An 18,784-nucleotide genomic window follows, 5' to 3' on the forward strand; every position below is an offset into this window, starting at 1 on the left:
CCAAAGTGCCCATTAGATGAACACCTTGGCTTGAATCTTAATAAATCCAGCTTGAGATGGTTTGATCCCAGCTTGTGAGTTCTTCTTGTTTGAAGAATAAGTTAATTTCTCTTTCAGCACTTTCTGGTGAGTCAGACCCATGGATAATGTTTTTCCCAACAGTCAATCCATAGTCTCCTCTTATTGTTCCTGGAAGCGCTTCCTTTGGATTTGTTTTGCCGATAATCTGTCTTGTTACGTCTACTACCTGTTCACCTTGCCATACCATTGCAAATACAGGTCCTGACGTAATAAAGTCAACCAATTCCCCGAAAAATGGTTTTTCTTTATGCTCTCCGTAATGTGTTTCTGCTACTTCCTTTGGAATACTCATTAGTTTTGCACCAACAAGCTGAAGCCCCTTTTTTTCGAATCTTGACACAATGTCACCGATTAATTGTCTTTCCACACCATCAGGTTTGACCATAAGAAATGTTTTGTCCATATACGTTTTCCACCCCGTCGTTATGTATGTATAGGCTTACATTGTTACAAAGTGATCGTATCATTTTTTTTTATAATAATCAATTTTTGACAAAAAATTTCACAAAAAAACCAATCAACATCACGTTGATTAGAATTTTCGTTTCCCAATATATTTTGCAATGGAGGCAAGTGACGTTCTCGCTCGTCCTCGAGGAAGTTTGTCGAGCTGTTCAAAAGCTTTTTTCAAATACATTTCACTTACTCGAATCGAGCGGTCGATCGCATCTGTTTGTTTAAGGCTTTCAATGACAGGCTCCAGCTGCTTCTCCGTCGTTTCACTATTGATCAGCTTCAATTGGCCTTCTAGTGTCGGATTTTTCAGTGCATATAAGACTGGGAGTGTGACATTCCCTTGTAAAAGGTCTCCTCCGACAGGCTTGCCCAGCTCTTCTTCAGTTGATGTGAAATCAAGGACATCATCAATGATTTGATAGGACATGCCGACATAGTATCCAAACCAATAGAGGGCTTTATGTGTTTTTTCATCTGTTCCTGCTGCAATGGCGCCTAATTGACAGCTGCCTGCAATGAGCAAGGCTGTTTTTCGTTTGATTCTTCTTAAATATGTACGGAGGTTTTGATCCATATTATATTTATCTTTCACTTGCTCTATCTCACCAAGACAAAGCTCAACAACCATTTTTGACAAAATTTCATGTGCCATTGGGTGATTGATTTTTGTCATGTATTCAAGTGATCTCGCAAACATATAATCCCCTGTGTACATGGCAATTCTGTTATCCCATTTTGCCTTTATCGTTGGTTTGCCTCTTCTCAGCTCTGCATCATCAATGACATCATCGTGAACAAGTGATGCCATATGAATCAGCTCGAGGGCAACGGCAACATATTTAATTTTATTAATGTCATAGTCACCAAACATGCCTGAAAGGAGAACAAAAACGGGGCGGATTCGTTTTCCGCCCGCTTGCAGCAAATGAAGACCTGCTTCACTTAACAATGCATAATCAGAGCGAACGGTTTGTTCAAGCTCTTTTTCAATTATATCGATATCATGATTTAAAAAAGAGATCATTGCTTTTAGTTTCATTATCTTCACCCAAATATCGTTTATTCAAAGCTTCTTTCCGATATGTGTTGCTGCTACACCGCCTGTAAATGGATGATACGAGACATCAGACAACCCGGCCTCCTCGAACAGAGCCGCCAGCTCTTTCATGCCAGGGAACGTTTTGGCTGATTCTTGAAGCCATGAATACTCCTGATAACTTTTGGCAAACAGTTTACCAAAGAGCGGCATAATGTATTTGAAATAGATGTAGTAGCCCTGTTTAAAACCGATCATCTCAGGCTGTGATGTCTCAAGACAGACAACCATTCCGCCAGGCTTCACTACTCTTGTCATTTCCTTTAGCACCGTTAAATAATCAGGAACGTTTCTAAGTCCAAAACCGATGGTGACATAATCAAATGAGTTGTCTTCAAAAGGAAGCTCCATCGCATTGCCGTGAAGCAATTCAATCTGATTGTAGCCCCCAGTCTTCACCTTCGTTTCTCCAACACTCAGCATGTTTTTACTGAAATCAAGGCCTTTGACCTCGCCTTTTTCTCCAACAGCATCTGCAAGCGCAATTGTCCAATCGGCTGTCCCGCAGCATACATCTAATGCTTTAGAGCCTTTTTGCACATTCATGAGCTTCATTGTTTTATCGCGCCATTTCTTATGCTGTTTAAAGCTGATGACAGAGTTCATTTGATCGTAGTTTTTATAAATTTTTTCAAATACACCGTGTACTCGCTGTTCTTTTGATTGCTGCATGACTTACCCTTCTTCCACTTTCTGATGGTACGCAGGCTCATTTTTCATATGATCCAAGCGATTTAATAGCTCTTTTTGAACGACCGGAGATGACACAAGATGCTCCTCGATCGGTCGTTTGGCCTTTTCATAGCCTTCATTCTCAAAGTTGTCAAAACACGAATAGGCGTCCGTATAACGATCGTTCAAAAAAAGTTTTAAATGTTTGTCATTTTCTGCTTGTTTCATGAAGCGTTTATAAACAAGAAAACGACTTGCAATCTCATTCCAATGCGTTAATTGAAAGTGCTCAGAAATCCTTTGGAAAAGCGCAGATTCAACTGTAGCTACACTTTTGTAAAAGTGCGCTGCATCTTGAATGGACCGGTCATACAGTCTAATTTTATGTTCATTGATCTCTTTGATCGCCGTAGCGAGCGTGCGGATCATATAAATGTCTTTCATGTCAGAGAGAAGAGAATAATAGAGACCACTGAAATAGTCTCCTGCCAGGATGGTCAGCTGACGATTTTTGAATTCGTCTTGCTTGATGGCTGCAGCAGTTGTGACTTCGTCATGGGTATCAAGGGCAATTTGCACAAGCATCGCCGTTAAAATATAATTTTCTTTTTTCTCTGCATCAATTTGAGCTTCTTCAAACATTGCATGAAAAAGAAGGAGCTTATCTTCATCGATGAGTGGTGCGCGTAAATGCTTCGCCAAATAAGGATGAGAAAGCTTTTTATTTAATTTTATATTTAGATTAGATAAAATTCCGTAGATGTCTTGCAAAGATATCACCCTTGTCCCAAAAATTACAGTTTCATATGTAGACCTGCACATTGTATAGAGATTTATTATACCATATCAGCTCTCACTTTTATGCTATCAAGTGCTACAAGTTCTTTATTTCTTTGCTTCGCTTTGAATTTCGCCGAAGCTTGTTTGAATGACAGCATCGCCTCTTACTTTGATCGCTGACGTATGCTCAGTAAATTGTGCAATGATCACTTCACCTTTATCGAGTTTCTCGGAATGGTGAAATCTTGTATCAGAGCCTCTTGTTAGGCCGATGACGTTTACACCATTATCAATGGCTTTAATCACCACAAAATCAGATGCTTTATTTTCACTCATTTTGTTCACCTTCCATCTATTGAATTAGTCGTTTTTAATAAAGGAAAGCACTTCTGCTCTTGCGGCTGCATCATTTGCAAATGTGCCGCGGACGGCTGAGGTCACTGTTTTAGCGCCTGGCTTTTTCACTCCGCGCATCGTCATACACATATGCTCTGCTTCAACGACAATCATCACGCCATGCGGATTAAGTGTTTCCACCATACTATCTGCAATCGTTGATGTAATGCGTTCCTGAAGCTGCGGGCGTTTTGCCACGGCTTCTACAGCTCTTGCCAGCTTACTAAGTCCCGTTACTTTTCCTCCGCGCGGAATATAAGCGACATGGGCTTTCCCGTAGAAAGGCACAAGGTGGTGTTCACACATTGAATGGAAAGCAATATCTTTTACAAGGACGAGTTCTTCGTGGTCTTCGCCAAAAATGGTTTTAAAATGTTCTTTTGGATCTTCATTTAATCCCGAGAACACTTCTTCATACATTTTTGCGACTCGTTTTGGAGTATCAAGAAGTCCTTCACGATCCGGATCTTCTCCGATTGCTTTTAATATATCGCGTACTGCGTGTTCGATTAATTCTTTATTTATTTCACTCATGTATTATATCCTCCAAAGGCGATTACATTTCATTCAGATTCTAGCACACTTCAGATCCTAAAAGCAAAGGAGAGCGTTCTAAACGAACCTTTTGATTCAAAAGGAAAAGCCCCTTATGAAAGGGGCTTTTCTAGACCAGTGTGAAACTGTATATGTATAACTCCTTCAACAGGATCATTACACATAACGATTATTTACCTGCCACCGCGTCTTTAAGTGCTTTACCTGGTTTGAAAGCAGGTACTTTGCTTGCAGGGATTTCGATCTCTGCACCAGTTTGTGGGTTACGTCCTTTACGAGCTGAACGCTCACGTACTTCAAAGTTACCAAAACCAATAAGTTGGATTTTGTCACCATTTTTAAGTGCATCTAAAATTGTATCAAAAACAGAATCAACTGCTTTTGTCGCGTCTTTTTTAGATAACTCGCTTGCTTCAGCAACCGCGTTAATAAGTTCTGTCTTGTTCATGCCTTTCACCTCCTCCCAAAAATATGCATTCAGTAGATTGTTATCATTTCTTCACAATTCATCTTCTTTCTATACCCTTTTTCAGAAAAAAAGAGCGTCTAGAAAGCGTTATACATGGCTTTTCATTAGAAAACATCTCTTTGAAGGAATGTTTGTCCAACAAAGTGAAGATTTTCTGTAAGTAGATTAACACATATGAAATACCATATCAAGCATTTTAAAGGGAAGAATCCTTATTCGTCAAGGATTAAGGGCACTTTTACGAACGAATATTCCTAATTTCAGCCTGAATCTGACTAATCTTTATACAATTGTCTTTTTATGACTCATTCTACACGCAAAAAAAAGACCCCATCAATGAGAGGTCTCACTTGCTATAAAATAATCGCGATCAAACCGCCTGATCCTTCGTTGATGATTCTTTCAAGTGTTTCCTTCAGCTTATATCTTGCGTTTTCCGGCATAAGAGACAGCTTCGCTTGAATGCCTTCTCTGACAAGGGAGCTGAGGGAGCGGCCAAATATATCTGAATTCCAAATCGAAAGCGGATCATCTTCAAAATCTTGCATTAAGTAGCGGACGAGCTCTTCACTTTGTTTTTCTGTTCCGATAATCGGTGCAAATTCACTCTCTACATCTACTTTGATCATATGAATAGATGGAGCGACCGCTTTTAATCTCACACCGAATCTTGATCCCTGCCTAATGATTTCTGGCTCATCTAAACTCATATCGGACAACGCTGGCGCTGCAATCCCGTAACCAGTCTGCTTCACCATTTTTAATGCGTCTGATACTTGATCATATTCTGTCTTAGCATGAGCAAAATCTTGCATCAGCTCTAGAAGATGGTCTTTTCCTCTAATTTCTACACCAACCACTTCTTTTAAAATATGATCATATAGATCATCTGGCGCATACAGGTCAATCTCTGCAATCCCCTGACCCATTTCAATTCCTGCTAAACCCGCTCTTTCGATAAAATCAAATTCACTGAATTGACCAACGACACGGTCGACATCTCTTAATCTTTTAATATCCTTTACAGTTTCCTTTACTGAATCCTGATAGCTTTCTCTCAGCCAGTGATCTTCTTTTAGCACCATCACCCAGCTTGGCAGGTTCACATTCACCTCTAGGACTGGGAATTCATATAATGCTTCACGAAGAACGCTGAGTACGTCTTGCTCTCTCATACTTTCTACGCTCATGGCGAGTACTGGAATATCATACTTTTGGCTAAGTTCCTGCCGGAGCGCTTCTGTTTCAGGATGATATGGCCTCACAGAGTTAATGACCATAATAAACGGCTTTCCAACCTCTTTGAGTTCATCAATCACACGTTCTTCAGATTCAATATAATCATGTCTTGGAATTTCTCCAATGGAACCATCTGTTGTAATCACTACACCTATTGTTGAATGCTCTTGAATGACCTTGCGTGTACCAATTTCCGCTGCTTCATGAAACGGGATTGGCTCTTCATACCACGGCGTATTGATCATTCTTGGGCCATTTTCATCTTCATACCCGCGCGCACCAGGGACAGTATATCCCACACAATCGACAAGTCTGATGTTGACATCAAGGCCGTCACTCACGTGAATTGATGCGGCTTGATTCGGTACAAATTTTGGCTCTGTGGTCATAATGGTTTTTCCTGCTGCGCTTTGCGGCAATTCATCCTGTGCTCTTGCACGATCTGCCTCATTATTGATATTCGGGAGCACCACGAGCTCCATAAACTTTTTAATAAACGTAGATTTCCCTGTACGAACAGCGCCAACGACTCCTAAATATATATCGCCTCCTGTTCGTTCAGCGATATCCTTGAAAATATCGACTTTTTCCAAGTGATCCCCTCCCGGACTTGCTATCCTCGTTTTCAAATGAAATACTCTATTCTTCAATCAAACTGTGCTTGAAAGGTGTCTGGACAATATATGTGTATGACGTTGTCCTATTTGAATATGACACCTTTTTGTTTTGAGAGTAAGTTTAGCCATAAAAAAACCTTTCTCCTCATTTATATGCAGAGGAAAAAGGTTCATTCTTGTTTATGACGTCTTTTTTTCTAAAAAGGCAGGCTCACCTTTTTTGTTGATGGTATATGGGACAGAAAACGCGGGTACAAACGGGGTTTCCTGCCAATATACATCCTGAATGTTTTCACCTGGTTTCAGCTTTTGCTTCGTATTCTTCAAAATATGAGCAAAATCACTGCGGTAGTCCACATAGATGTCACCGTTTGATGAAATCAGTAATGGGAGGGAATTCCCTGTCACAGGACTTATCACCGCAGGCGGCGATTTTAATCCTAGTTTTTTTTCATTTAACGTATATAAATTGGCTGATACGACTTTGCCGTATGGCGGATATGTATGTTCATCTTGATACACCTTGATTCTAAGCCGTAATTCATTGATGGTCTGCGTCATTTTGACATCAAGCAGTTTCACAGTGGGTTTCTTTTCGACGTCTGTGAGGACATAAATATATTCGCCCCCGCCTTCATAAGATGTAGACGGTACATCGTGTAAATATCTTGGTGACAAGCGCTTAAAGTCGATGACATATTTCTGATAAACCGGCGTGTCTGCTTCTTTTGTTTCTATAGGCAGAAGACCATTTGTTGCTTTTTGAAATTCCTCAATCGCTGTCTGTACACTTTGCAGCTGCTCTTCGTATGGCACCCGGTTCTCAGCTTTGCGATTCTCTGGATACAGACATCCTGTTAATAAAATAAGTGCTAACAGCGTGACACTGACTTTTGCTTTGATCATCACATTCTTCCTTTTTCTTTATTCATTAACCGGTCCGCTAATGACAACTAAAAACACAATGATACCTGATATAAGCATCAAGCTGTACGCAACGGTCGAGGCCGTTATTTTAAGAAATTTGCTTTTCAGCTTAAACCTGCTGAAATAAATGGTTACTACGGCTAAAAACATGAGCCCCATTGAACCAAGCGCAAACCACATCTTGATTAAAGCAAAACTCATCGTGCCTGTCCCCCTTCAAAACGAACGAATTGTAAGCGTTTATATTTCATTTTAAACCAAAAATAAGGTAAATATCAATCATTTTTCCAATCATTCAGAAAAAAGCGCATAAAAAAACTGAAGCAAAGAGGGGGACTCTGCTTCAGTCATTGGATCGACTATTTTCCTCATTCTGTAGAGGCAAAGCTCTATTCAAACTTCATTGCTATGTTATGCAAGTCTTCCCCTTCTTGCATCCTCTACATGCCTAAGTTCAGTCTTTCCTTTTATTTTGTTTGGTTTTCAAACATGTTCACAAGGTCTTCCATCTCATGTGTTTTCACACGTGCCATCAACGATTCTACAGCATCGTCAACCTTTTTCCCTTCAAACAGGACGCCGTAAAGAGCCTCTGTAATCGGCATGCTGACCTTGTATTCTTTTGAGAGCTGATAAGCGCCTTTTGTTGTGCGGACGCCTTCGACAACCATGCCCATTTTTTCAAGCACTTCTTCGAGCTTGTATCCTTTACCGAGTAAATTCCCGCAGCGCCAGTTACGCGAATGAACACTTGTACATGTCACGATCAAATCACCAACGCCTGTTAATCCGGCAAATGTAAGGGGATTCCCTCCCATTTTCGTGCCAAGACGTGCGATTTCAGCAAGTCCTCTAGTGATAAGCGCCGCTTTTGCATTGTCACCATATCCAAGTCCGTCTGTGATACCAGCCGCAAGAGCAATGATATTTTTCAATGCGCCGCCAATTTCCACCCCAATCACATCAGGGTTGGTGTACACTCTAAAATGATTGTTCATGAACAAATCTTGAACAAATTGAGCTGCTTCAATGTTTTCTGACGAGACAGTGACAGTTGTCGGATGACGCAGACCTACTTCTTCTGCATGACTCGGCCCTGATAGGACAACGACAGCCTCTCTTTTCTCAGATGGAACTTCTTGTTCAATCATTTGAGAAATTCTAAGAAGTGTATCTGGTTCAATTCCCTTACTGACATGGACAAATGGCACCTTCGATGAGATCAGCTCATTTGCCTGCTTCAATACCTCACGAATGGCCTTTGTTGGCACAGCGACAATAACCGCCTCTGTCCCCTCTAAAGCCTGCTTCATATCGGTTGTCGCCTGAATAGACGCTGGCAGTTCGACATTTGGCAAGTAATCATGATTTTCATGTTTCTCATTGATTTGATCAATGAGCTCTTGTCTATGTCCCCACATGTGTACATCATGATGATTATCAGCTAATACAAGCGCAAGAGCTGTTCCCCAGCTGCCTGCTCCAAGTACTGAAATTTTCTTCATCCTGCTCACCCTTTTTATTTTCTCGCTCTCGCAAATATTTTAATCGGTGTTCCTTCAAAACCAAATGCATCTCGAATGCGGTTTTCTAGAAAACGCTCATAAGAAAAGTGCATAAGCTCTGGATCGTTGACAAACACAACAAAGGAAGGAGGCTTAATGGCCACCTGTGTTGCATAGTAAATCTTTAGGCGCTGTCCATTATGGGTCGGCGTTGGATTCATCGCCACCGCATCCATGATGATATCATTTAAAATATTGGTTTGAACGCGCATTGCATGGTTTTCGCTTGCTGTGATAATAGACGGCATTAATGTATGAATTCTCTTTTTCGTAAGAGCAGACATAAACAAGACAGGTGCATAATCAAGGAACTGAAAATGCTCGCGGATGTTTTGCTCAAATTCCTTCATCGTGCGCTCATCTTTTTCAACAGCATCCCATTTGTTCACAATGATGACAACAGCTTTACCAGCTTCGTGTGCATAGCCCGCAATTCGTTTATCCTGCTCAATAATGCCTTCCTCGCCGTCAAGTACAACAGCGACAACATCAGAGCGGTCAATGGCTTTTAATGCACGAAGTACACTGTATTTCTCTGTTGTTTCATATACTTTCCCTTTTTTCCTCATACCTGCTGTATCGACAATGACAAAGTCACGCTGATTGTACGTAAACATCGTATCGACAGCATCTCTTGTTGTACCAGCAATGTTGCTGACAATGACGCGGTCTTCTCCGAGCATCGCATTCACTAAAGAAGATTTTCCTACATTCGGGCGGCCAATTAAGCAGAACTGAACAACTTCTTCAGCATATTGCGTATCCGGTAAGTTCTTAAAGTGTTCTGCCACTGCATCAAGCAGATCACCAAGACCTAATCCGTGCGTTCCAGAAATCGGAAACGGCTCGCCAAATCCGAGTGCATAAAAGTCATACACATCGCTTCTCATTTCAGGGTTGTCCAGTTTATTGACAGCAAGTACAACTGGCTTTTTCGTACGATATAAAATTTTTGCGACTTCTTCATCCGCAGATGTCACGCCATCTCGGCCATTCACCATAAAGATAATGACATCCGCTTCATCCATTGCGATTTCTGCCTGATGGCGAATTTGCGCCAAGAATGGCTCATCTCCAATATCAATTCCACCAGTATCTATTAAATTAAAGTCATAATTTAACCATTCAGCAGAGCTATAGATTCGATCTCTTGTTACACCAGGTGTGTCTTCTACAATCGATATTCTTTCGCCTGCGATTCGATTAAAAATTGTAGATTTTCCAACGTTGGGCCTTCCAACAATGGCTACGACAGGTTTACCCATAGTACCCTTCCTTTCAATCCAGCCGCGATTCAATATGTTCATCATCATGTTTCAACCGGGATTTATAATTTTCATTCAGTTTTATGAAATAAACCCTTCAAACATGAAGGGTTCAACTTATATATTATATCAATTTTTAATCAGACCACAATGAATAACTTAAAAATGTTTGACAATCAAGTAAAGATCTTCTCCAATGCCGTGTGCAATTCCATCTAAAATGGCCTCTAAATTCATGGCATACATGTCGAGCTCTTCTTTATTTTCACAGAAAAAAACCGCTGTTCCGCCAATGACCCGCTCTTTATTAGTTGTCGCCACAGCCAATATAAATTGTTCAATGGTGTTCGCCATATCTCGTTACCTCACTTTCTTTTTAATGAAATCTGTCGGCATTCTAATGGCATTTTCTAAAATAGGCACCTCTTCTAATACACGGACAGCCAAATCTTCACGCTGCCATTGCGGTAATATGAACACACCAAGTGTACCGGTATTCAGATCACGTTTTGCGAGCGGACAGAGCGATGGTTCACCAGAATCGCGGTACACGCCAAGCACGTTTGATAAATCAAATAAAATGGCTTGCCGCTGTCCAAGGTTGGCAATCGTTGTAGCAGAGTTGAAATTTTTCGGTGTCAAAATAAAGCCCATCCCATGTTCTAAAATGAGTTTTTGCTTTTCAGGCAGCCCGATATTCATAATGTATATATCATTCACATAAAGCCCTGCCCCATCAAAGCGAAGTTCCCCTTTTTGAATGCTGACGATATCCTTTAATTGACTGCCTGACATTAATAGCTTTGCCATGAAAAAACAAAGAATACCGACTACTGTTCCAACAACAAGCGAGAAGAAAATACAGGCTGTCGTTGTAATAAGTGCAGTGAGAATGGCAATATAATTTCGACTTTCAAAGGCAATGGCAATGCCTTCTATATATGTACTGCCTCGTGAGACAAGCTCATACGAATCCATTTGGGTTAACGTATTTCTTTCCATATTTCGGACATCTCGAAATTGTGTGGCTGCCAAAGTGAGAAAGGTAATCGCTGTAAATTCCTCCTGAATTAGTGCAGGCATAATGATCGCACCTAATCCTGACGCAATAAAACCAAGTGCAATGTGAATCACTTGTCCATGAATATACGTCGGGTATTGCCGGTAATCCGTTCTTAACATGTAAAGTCTGGCCGCCATCCCAAAGATGACACCAATAATCACAGGAAACGTATAGTCTGTCATGTTGATTTTGCAGCCCCTTTTACTGATTTTCTTGATGAACGGGCGTTTAAGAGCTTTTCAAGCTGATCGACACCTAATAGGAAGACCGCTCCTTGTACAACGAAGGAAAGAAAAGAGAGATCCCCTAGGACAATTGATGATGTGAGGCGGTGAATCGTCAGCGCATAAAGGGCTTCGCCGAGACATACTGACATCATCCATAAGGTGATTCTTTCCGTTAACGGCTGTCCATATGTCATACACATTAAGATCAGCAGGGCAAATACGACCCAATCCACCTTTATTATCGTGAACCAAACAGGGTCATATAATGCAAACATCATAAAAAAGGCATACGCGCTCACCATCGAGCCCAATTGCATGATTCTCATCATTCGGTAACTAGGCCTATATATGACGAAAGCAGCACATGCATATAAAAAAGTCATCAAGAATCCCGCATTGATGCTCATATCTAAAACGGATATCATGATATGACTGAATATAATATGGACAAGTACACAGATGCCCAGCACGCTGCGCCACAAACTTTTTTCCATGATAAATGTCACCATAATCCAAACGAACCATATAGACCAATAATAGTACAAAGCCTCCAACGCCTCATCACCTCAATTACATTATGGGAAAATCTCCAATTTTTAAACATGCGGATCGTTACCGGCTCTGTATGAAATAAACAAGCGGTGACACCCTAATAACCTGAGGAGGGATACATGATGGGAAAAGATAGACAGGAAAAACGTTTAAAGGCGTCAAAAAGAGTGGAATCTGACCGCGATCAATCCATTCATCATAAAGGTGCAACAGCATTAGAAGGTCCAGAAAGCGCTCGAAAAAGAAATCAATAAAAAAAAGGCATGTGATATCACATGCCTCTCTGACTATAGTACGTTGTGTCAACGCCTCTTTCTTTGAGCCAATGACTTGTTTCCCCTGAGATCACAACTTGAGCCTGTCTCAGTTCTTCAATCGTCTTCACGCCAAGCACTGTCATCATCATCTTGATATCTTCTTGAAGTTCCATGATATCTGCGATGAGGCCGCTTTCTCCTCCACTGGTCAATGATTTTAAGAAAAATCCAGCTAGACCAGCAGCAGATGCGCCAAGAGCCATTGATTTGGTTACATCAAGAGCATCTTGAATACCTCCGGAGGCTAAAATCGTTTGATTCTGAAAGGCTGTATGTACTTCAGCAAGACTCGCTGCAGTTGGAATTCCCCATTGATCAAAATAACGAAGTGCTTTTTGGCGTCGGAGATTTTCAATCTTGGAGAAGTTCGTCCCACCAAATCCGCCTACATCAACGGCTGCAACCCCAGCATGAAATAACTTTCCTGCCGTCTCCTTGCTCATGCCAAACCCGACTTCTTTTACAACAACAGGCACACCAACAGATTCAACGATCGCTGCAATCCGCTCAAGCGCCCCTCTGAAATCGCGATCGCCTTCAGGCATGACAATCTCTTGGATGACATTCAGATGAATTTGGAGCATATTTGCCTCGAGCATGTTGACTGCTTCTTGAGCTTGCTTCATTGTCGCTTCACTGCCTAAATTCGCAAAGACAATTCCATCCGGATTGACTTTACGAACGACTTCATATGTTCGTCTTTCTTCTTTATCTTTCAGTGCAGCCATTTGTGATCCAACTGCTACTGGGATATTGGTCTCCTTCGCTGCGATCGATAAAGAGCGGTTGATCTCATAGGTGGATTCTCCGCCTCCGCCAGTCATTGCATTGATAAAAATTGGCGAACCGAAAGTCAGTCCGCCAATTGTCGTTTGTGTATCAATTTGTGATGTCGCAAGATCTGGTAAACTGGCGTGAACGAAGGAAACATCATCTAAACCTGTTGCTGCATGCTGGCCAGTGGACAACGCATGCTCAATATGCTGCTTCTTTCTTTCTGCTCGCGTCAATTTTGATCACCAAATTATTTTAGTTTATTGAGTTTATCGCCGATCAGATCACCAAGCTGGAATCCGCTTGTGTTTTCTTCTTTCGCCTGATATTGACGATAATCCTCTTCGATTTGTTTTTCAGGATTTTCTTCTAAATCACGGATGCTTAGTGAAATGCGCTCTTCGTCTTCATTCACATCAAGCACTTTCACTTTCACAGTCTGCCCTTCTTCAAGGACTTCTTGCGGCGTGCCGATATGTTTATGAGAGATTTGGGAAATATGCACAAGTCCTTCTACACCTGGCAGAATTTCAACAAATGCACCAAAGCTCACAAGACGTTGAACGGTTCCTTCAAGCACATCACCTTGTTTTACCTTTTCACCAATTTGGCTCCAAGGTCCTGGTAATGTTTCTTTAATAGATAGTGAGATACGTTCGTTATCACGATCAACAGCAAGTACTTTGACCTTGACTTCCTGTCCTTCTTCTACTACGTCAGATGGCTTTTCTACATGCGCATGGGATAGTTGAGAAATGTGAACTAATCCGTCAATGCCGCCAATGTCAACAAATGCACCAAAATCAGTAAGCCGCTGCACTTTACCATCAATCACACTGCCTACTTCAAGCTTTTGCAGGAAGTCTTGCTTTTTGTCTAATTGCTCTTGCTCAACGACTGCACGGTGCGAGAGAATCACGCGATTTTTTTCGCGGTCAAGTTCTACCACGACTAGTGAGAGTGTTTTCCCTTTGTAATCTGTGAAATCTTCTACATAGTGTGCTTCTACAAGAGATGCAGGAATAAATCCGCGCACACCAATGTCAACGACAAGACCACCTTTTACAACGTCTTTTACTTCAGCTTCAAATACTTCTTTTGTTTCAAACTTTTTCTCTAGGTCTTCCCAAGCGCGGTCTGCATCAACAGCACGTTTAGATAAAATCAAAGCATCGTCTTCGACCTTTGTTACTTTAAGCTCTAACTCGTCGCCATCTTTCACGACATCTGATGCTTTTTCAACGTGAAGACTTGATAATTCACTGATTGGGATGATACCAGGTTGTTTCACATTGACGATATCTACATTGACATGCTTGTCCTCAACTTTAGAAACAATCCCTTTCACTACATCTCCAACCTCTGGTACCTGAACATCGATTTGATTCATTTCCTCTGTCATTTCGATAACCTCCTTGGTCCAAACCTACACAGCTTAGTTAAAACGACTGGGCGAATATGTGTCTTAAGCATGATGATTGCCAGCCGAATATGTATTATAGAAACATTCAAATCAATATAATTGCTTGAATGATCAATAAAAATAGTATTAGTATAAACTTCTAATAAAAGACCTTGTTTGTCAAGAGATAAACCTCTAACTTATAAAAGTTTTCTAAAATTTCTTACTGTTTCTCCACGCGGTCTGCTGCATCTAAAATTTTCCCTGCCACCTCTTGAATAGAAAGGGAAGTGGTGTCAATTTCAATGGCGTCATCCGCTTTCTTCAAAGGTGAAACTTCGCGCTCAGAATCAAGCTTATCGCGTCTTGCAATCTCTTCGATCAGCTGATCGTAATTGACATCGTAGCCTTTTTTCTGATTCTCTTCAAAGCGGCGTTTTGCTCTTTCTTCTACTGATGCAAGCAAGAAAATTTTCACTTCAGCATCTGGAAGTACATGAGTACCTATGTCTCTTCCGTCCATAACGACGCCGCCTCGTTTGCCAAGCTCTTGCTGCCTGCGGACCATTTCTTCCCGAACAGCTCTGTGCTTTGCAACAACCGATACCTGGTTGCTTACGCGGTCTGTGCGAATATCCTCTGTGACATCCGTATTGTTTAGATGGACTTTTTGACCCTCGTCTGTTGTTACTAGTTCAATGACCGTTTTTTTCAGTAATGAATCAAGTGCCTGTTCGTCTTCAAGGTCTACACCTTGATTGAGTGCCGCAAGTGTAATCGCGCGGTACATAGCACCTGTATCAATATAAATATATGATTTTTTGGCTGCGACAATTTTTGCCACAGTGCTTTTGCCTGCTGCTGCAGGACCGTCAATTGCTATAGATAATTTCTTTTTCATAATACCTCTCCTTGATTGAATCTCCCTTATGAATTGTAACACGATCACCGCTCAAACGGGGGAATTTTCTATCAATCCTTCTGCTTAAACGTTTCAATCCATTCTTCAATACTCATGTTATTCACACCCTCATACTGCACGACTTTTGACAAAAAAAGCTCTCCTTTCGTCAAATGAAGTGTAATCTGAACAGTTAGCAATAAAACAAGCTGAATGAGCACCACTTTCAATAACCATCTTTCCATTGTCTTCATACAAAAAGCCTCCACGCTAGATTCTTTCCTCTCTAGTATGGAAGCTTTTTACACCCTTTATTCTTATGCTTTTTTCACACGTGTTAAAAGCTGCTGCTGGAAGCAGTATTTCATGATGTGCTGCTGGTGATCATTTGTGATCTCTGAAAACTCCATGATCGCTCTTGTTTTGCCAGACTGTTCATCTTGATATACTCGATTCATCTCTGCAACCGCTTTTATTTTCACGGGCTCTTTTAGGGGAAGTTCAAACTCTGTGACCACTTCTCCATATTCTTTCAATGACACGCCCTCAGGAACAGAGATTGCTACGCCGCCAGCACTCATATTCACAATAAACGTTTCAAAGGCCTCTTCATCCGTTTGCATAATGGTGGCTTTGACCATCGTATCCACTCTCAGATATTCTCTTCGCTGAAGCCGAATCATTTCTTCTTTTGGCGGAATGGAAATAACAATCATCGGGATATCTTCTTTTCTTTTTCCGATGACTTCGCTTGTACATTTGTATGGAATTTGGTTTTCGTCAAAAAAGAAGACGGTGATTTCTGTTTGCTGGTTTAAGTAGATGGTGCGTCCCGTTTCTTTATCAGCTGGATAATTAATGCAAATATCATCGTTATTATTTTCCAAAACCTTCGATTTTGCTGTTTTCACTTCTTTGTTCTCATTGACATATTCAATTGTGATTGCATCCCCTATTTGTAACATTCCTCATCACTCTTTTCATCTGTGAAATCGTATCCTCTCCTATATTAAACCATGTCTAAAACAAAAGGAAAAGACTTATTAGCCTTTTCCTTGTTTCCTTTTCTATAGGTCTTTATATATAGGTTCTGCGTTTTTTAGTTTATCTACTCGTTCTTCTTTTCCAGTATCTGCATTAATGAACATGCGATACGTATCGTTTTTTATCGTTCCGAGGAACTCATAGCACAGAACTTCCTCTGACATATCATTTTGCACAATCGCTAAATGAGTATCTTCGATCTTTACATGCTGATTTAATGTTTTCTTCGCTTCTTTTTGCGAGATTTTAGGTGATTTAATGTCACGTGTTTTATGATTCGTTAAATAATCCTTCGCTGAAAACCCAACAACCTCACCATCGTCCAATGCGACTTTCATGCGTATGCTATCTGGATAAAGCAGAACATTTTTCTGAAGAGGAACATAGGTAAATACACCGATATTATCAAATTGTGCACTTTCATCTAAATGGAACGATTCTGTATCAAACCCTTGCTTCTTTAAAAAGCTGAGTGCTTTTTCTGATGCATCATTTAAACTGATTTTCTGTTTTTTCACGTCACGATTCTGAAGAAGGTAAACTGGGTGTCCTCCTTTTTCAGTTAAGTCTAAATAAAAGTTTGCATGGCTGTCTGGATCAGACATCGATAAGCTGTACACGTCGCGATTGGTTTTGCTGCCGCTTTTTCTCACTTTAAAATGTTGATTATGGTCAGGTGTGAATTGCTGTGCAATGCGGATCGCTTCTTTTTTTGAAATCTTATCGCCTTTTAAATGATTGTATCCTTGTGTTTCTTTTTCTGTGGACACATTTGTAGGCCCAAGATCGACATCTGCAAATGCATCTGCATTTCTCTCGACTGTTTTCAGCCCGTCAATGATGGTGTTGTCGTTCTTTCGATCGCCGTCAGCGAGCGCCATTTCAACATCCATCCATTTTAAGTTTTTATTAAGTACGAGGTGCTGCACTTGTCTAAGTTCGTTTTGGATATCTGACGCTTGATTATATAGAGCTGTAATGGTTTTGTGTGTATCTTTATTTAATGGTTCATCTGATAAAGATTTGACTGATGATTTGTAGCTAAAGTCTCCGACATTCGCCAGAAATTCTTCCGTTTTATTAAAAGGCATCAATGTAAGCGGGAGCTGGCTGACATTGTTATGCGCTTCTGATGACATTCTCCATACATCTGCAAGTGCTGGTGAGATGGATGTTTGGCTGTTCATCGCAAGTGTTGCGCCCAGTTTGTCATGCAGCTGATCCACCTGATACGTTAAATCGTGGAAGGCTCTTTGGTAGTTGTTCTCAGCATGAAGCAGCACGGCGTCTTTTTCTTGATGTTCTTTATAGCCCCAGTAACCTGTTGAGATGACAGCAATTCCTAAAATAGCAATCAATATTCCTCTGATCATTTATTTACACCCCTTTTTATTCGCAGAATATATGTTTCCCGATTCGTTTAATTTGTGGTCTTCCCCAAATCCATGGACTTGTTGCTGTATCAGGATTAAAGTAATAGATGGCGCTCTCAGATGGATCCCAGCCATTGATTGCATCAAATACAGCTTTTTTTGCCGTTTCATCTGGCGTCATATAAAATTGCCCATCTGCTACAGCAGTAAACGCAAGCGGTTCAAAAATGACTCCTGCGATCGTATTTGGAAAGGTCGGATTGTTCAAGCGGTTTAAGATAACGGACGCGATGGCCACCTGTCCTTCATACGGCTCACCTCTTGCTTCACTGTAAACAGCTTGCGACAAGAGCTGAATGTCATTACTAGAAAAACCACCAGGCATGTTGGCTGCTGTTTGTTTTGGTGTTTGATTTCCCTGCTGGCTGCCTGACTGATTGCCGGACTTCCCAGATGATCCACTTTGACTTTTTTGATTTTCTTTTGTACCTTGGGCTGTCTTTTTTTGCGAGCTTTTTTGCGCAGGAGCCTTTGTTTGCTGATCAAGAGGCTTTCCGCCATAATGGGTAAACTGGTTCCCTTGCTGCAGCTGTTTTTGAACAAACTCTTTGTAGTATTTCGTCTTTTGAACTAATAAGTTTTTTGTTTTCTCACCTACAAGTCCATCGACCTTCTTCATGCCAAATTGGCTTTGAAAGTTGCGAACGGCCCAGTACGTCCCCCAGCCATAGACGCCATCGATTTTGCCATTGTAAAACCCATTGTATTGGAGCCGCGCTTGCAGCTCGACTACATCTTCTCCTGTTGCCCCGCGCTGGATGACTTGGCCGGTGAATGCTTCACTTTTACTGGCTGTCAAAAGTGAAGACGCAAGAAGAACGATTGAGAAGATAAGAACAATTTGTTTCATGAAACGAGCTTTATCCATATTTGATCCTCCTGTACTTTTGATGTTTGAATATATGTTTCTTCCGATCCCTATTTTTATACATTCAACACAGGAGAGAATTGGA

23 protein-coding genes are annotated in these 18,784 nt (G+C 41.0%); 1 reads left to right on the forward strand and 22 read right to left on the reverse strand.

All coding sequences use genetic code 11. From position 1 onward, the window contains the following. Positions 1–37: 37 nt before the first annotated feature. The 15 genes from ndk to NSS65_RS10685 form a co-directional block, all read right to left on the reverse strand. Complete coding sequence (ndk, locus tag NSS65_RS10615; protein ID WP_024422808.1) at positions 38–484, reverse strand: nucleoside-diphosphate kinase; 447 nt, start codon at positions 482–484, stop codon at positions 38–40. Between the two features lie 129 nt (positions 485–613). Further along, complete coding sequence (gene hepT / locus NSS65_RS10620; protein ID WP_024422809.1) at positions 614–1,576, reverse strand: heptaprenyl diphosphate synthase component II; 963 nt, start codon at positions 1,574–1,576, stop codon at positions 614–616. A 24-nt stretch (positions 1,577–1,600) separates the two neighbouring features. Beyond that, positions 1,601–2,305 carry a demethylmenaquinone methyltransferase gene (locus NSS65_RS10625; RefSeq protein WP_034280425.1) on the reverse strand — a complete coding sequence of 235 codons (705 nt, stop codon included), beginning with the start codon at positions 2,303–2,305 and terminating at the stop codon, positions 1,601–1,603. Between the two features lie 3 nt (positions 2,306–2,308). After that, the gene (locus NSS65_RS10630) at positions 2,309–3,076 is read right to left on the reverse strand and encodes a heptaprenyl diphosphate synthase component 1 (RefSeq protein ID WP_041117831.1); all 768 of its coding nucleotides are present in this window, start codon (positions 3,074–3,076) and stop codon (positions 2,309–2,311) included. Between the two features lie 114 nt (positions 3,077–3,190). Then, entirely contained in the window at positions 3,191–3,421 is a 231-nt protein-coding gene (gene mtrB / locus NSS65_RS10635) for a trp RNA-binding attenuation protein MtrB (RefSeq protein WP_008344541.1), read from the reverse strand. A 24-nt stretch (positions 3,422–3,445) separates the two neighbouring features. Next, positions 3,446–4,015: a GTP cyclohydrolase I FolE gene (folE, locus tag NSS65_RS10640; protein ID WP_003215789.1), complete on the reverse strand. Its 570-nt coding sequence runs from the start codon at positions 4,013–4,015 to the stop codon at positions 3,446–3,448. A 190-nt stretch (positions 4,016–4,205) separates the two neighbouring features. Continuing rightward, positions 4,206–4,484, reverse strand: a complete 279-nt coding sequence (gene hbs, locus NSS65_RS10645) for a non-specific DNA-binding protein Hbs (RefSeq protein WP_003215863.1) — start codon at positions 4,482–4,484, stop codon at positions 4,206–4,208. Positions 4,485–4,858: 374 nt separating this feature from the next. Next, the gene (gene spoIVA / locus NSS65_RS10650; protein ID WP_008344534.1) at positions 4,859–6,337 is read right to left on the reverse strand and encodes a stage IV sporulation protein A; all 1,479 of its coding nucleotides are present in this window, start codon (positions 6,335–6,337) and stop codon (positions 4,859–4,861) included. A 204-nt stretch (positions 6,338–6,541) separates the two neighbouring features. After that, positions 6,542–7,267 (reverse strand): hypothetical protein, encoded by a 726-nt coding sequence (locus tag NSS65_RS10655; RefSeq protein ID WP_041117833.1) that lies wholly within the window; start codon positions 7,265–7,267, stop codon positions 6,542–6,544. Between the two features lie 18 nt (positions 7,268–7,285). After that, positions 7,286–7,489, reverse strand: coding sequence for a DUF2768 domain-containing protein (locus tag NSS65_RS10660; protein ID WP_041117835.1), 204 nt, complete (start codon positions 7,487–7,489; stop codon positions 7,286–7,288). A 266-nt stretch (positions 7,490–7,755) separates the two neighbouring features. After that, entirely contained in the window at positions 7,756–8,793 is a 1,038-nt protein-coding gene (locus NSS65_RS10665) for an NAD(P)H-dependent glycerol-3-phosphate dehydrogenase (RefSeq protein WP_024428086.1), read from the reverse strand. Between the two features lie 14 nt (positions 8,794–8,807). Continuing rightward, positions 8,808–10,118, reverse strand: a complete 1,311-nt coding sequence (gene der / locus NSS65_RS10670; protein WP_034280419.1) for a ribosome biogenesis GTPase Der — start codon at positions 10,116–10,118, stop codon at positions 8,808–8,810. A gap of 159 nt (positions 10,119–10,277) precedes the next feature. Continuing rightward, on the reverse strand, positions 10,278–10,472 hold the full coding sequence (locus NSS65_RS10675) for a hypothetical protein (RefSeq protein WP_008344527.1): 195 nt from the start codon (positions 10,470–10,472) through the stop codon (positions 10,278–10,280). 6 nt (positions 10,473–10,478) lie between these two features. Beyond that, on the reverse strand, positions 10,479–11,363 hold the full coding sequence (locus NSS65_RS10680; protein WP_024422816.1) for a YIEGIA family protein: 885 nt from the start codon (positions 11,361–11,363) through the stop codon (positions 10,479–10,481). Continuing rightward, positions 11,360–11,902, reverse strand: a complete 543-nt coding sequence (locus tag NSS65_RS10685; protein ID WP_034280415.1) for a hypothetical protein — start codon at positions 11,900–11,902, stop codon at positions 11,360–11,362. Before NSS65_RS10685 ends, NSS65_RS10680 begins: the two co-directional genes overlap by 4 nt. Before the next feature lie 180 nt (positions 11,903–12,082). Here NSS65_RS10685 and NSS65_RS10690 point away from each other — a divergent pair, with 180 nt between their 5' ends. Beyond that, a complete protein-coding gene (locus tag NSS65_RS10690; RefSeq protein ID WP_064497540.1) occupies positions 12,083–12,214 on the forward strand; it encodes a YpzI family protein in 132 nt (43 codons plus the stop codon). A gap of 17 nt (positions 12,215–12,231) precedes the next feature. Here NSS65_RS10690 and fni read toward each other — a convergent pair whose 3' ends face one another. From fni to sleB, 7 genes are all read right to left on the reverse strand, one after another. Continuing rightward, positions 12,232–13,287, reverse strand: a complete 1,056-nt coding sequence (fni, locus tag NSS65_RS10695) for a type 2 isopentenyl-diphosphate Delta-isomerase (RefSeq protein ID WP_065214679.1) — start codon at positions 13,285–13,287, stop codon at positions 12,232–12,234. A 14-nt stretch (positions 13,288–13,301) separates the two neighbouring features. Continuing rightward, entirely contained in the window at positions 13,302–14,453 is a 1,152-nt protein-coding gene (gene rpsA, locus NSS65_RS10700) for a 30S ribosomal protein S1 (protein WP_024422818.1), read from the reverse strand. A 223-nt stretch (positions 14,454–14,676) separates the two neighbouring features. Then, complete coding sequence (gene cmk / locus NSS65_RS10705; RefSeq protein ID WP_024428083.1) at positions 14,677–15,354, reverse strand: (d)CMP kinase; 678 nt, start codon at positions 15,352–15,354, stop codon at positions 14,677–14,679. A 71-nt stretch (positions 15,355–15,425) separates the two neighbouring features. Continuing rightward, positions 15,426–15,608, reverse strand: a complete 183-nt coding sequence (locus NSS65_RS10710; protein ID WP_024422820.1) for a DUF5359 family protein — start codon at positions 15,606–15,608, stop codon at positions 15,426–15,428. 63 nt (positions 15,609–15,671) lie between these two features. Beyond that, entirely contained in the window at positions 15,672–16,319 is a 648-nt protein-coding gene (locus NSS65_RS10715) for a flagellar brake domain-containing protein (protein WP_024422821.1), read from the reverse strand. Between the two features lie 102 nt (positions 16,320–16,421). Continuing rightward, positions 16,422–17,771, reverse strand: a complete 1,350-nt coding sequence (gene ypeB / locus NSS65_RS10720) for a germination protein YpeB (protein WP_046311625.1) — start codon at positions 17,769–17,771, stop codon at positions 16,422–16,424. Positions 17,772–17,787: 16 nt separating this feature from the next. Continuing rightward, the gene (gene sleB / locus NSS65_RS10725; protein WP_101676905.1) at positions 17,788–18,699 is read right to left on the reverse strand and encodes a spore cortex-lytic enzyme; all 912 of its coding nucleotides are present in this window, start codon (positions 18,697–18,699) and stop codon (positions 17,788–17,790) included. Positions 18,700–18,784 lie beyond the last annotated feature (85 nt).

The sequence above is a fragment of the Bacillus sp. FSL K6-1006 genome, assembly GCF_038593175.1.
Classification (GTDB): Bacteria; Bacillota; Bacilli; order Bacillales; family Bacillaceae; genus Bacillus; species Bacillus safensis.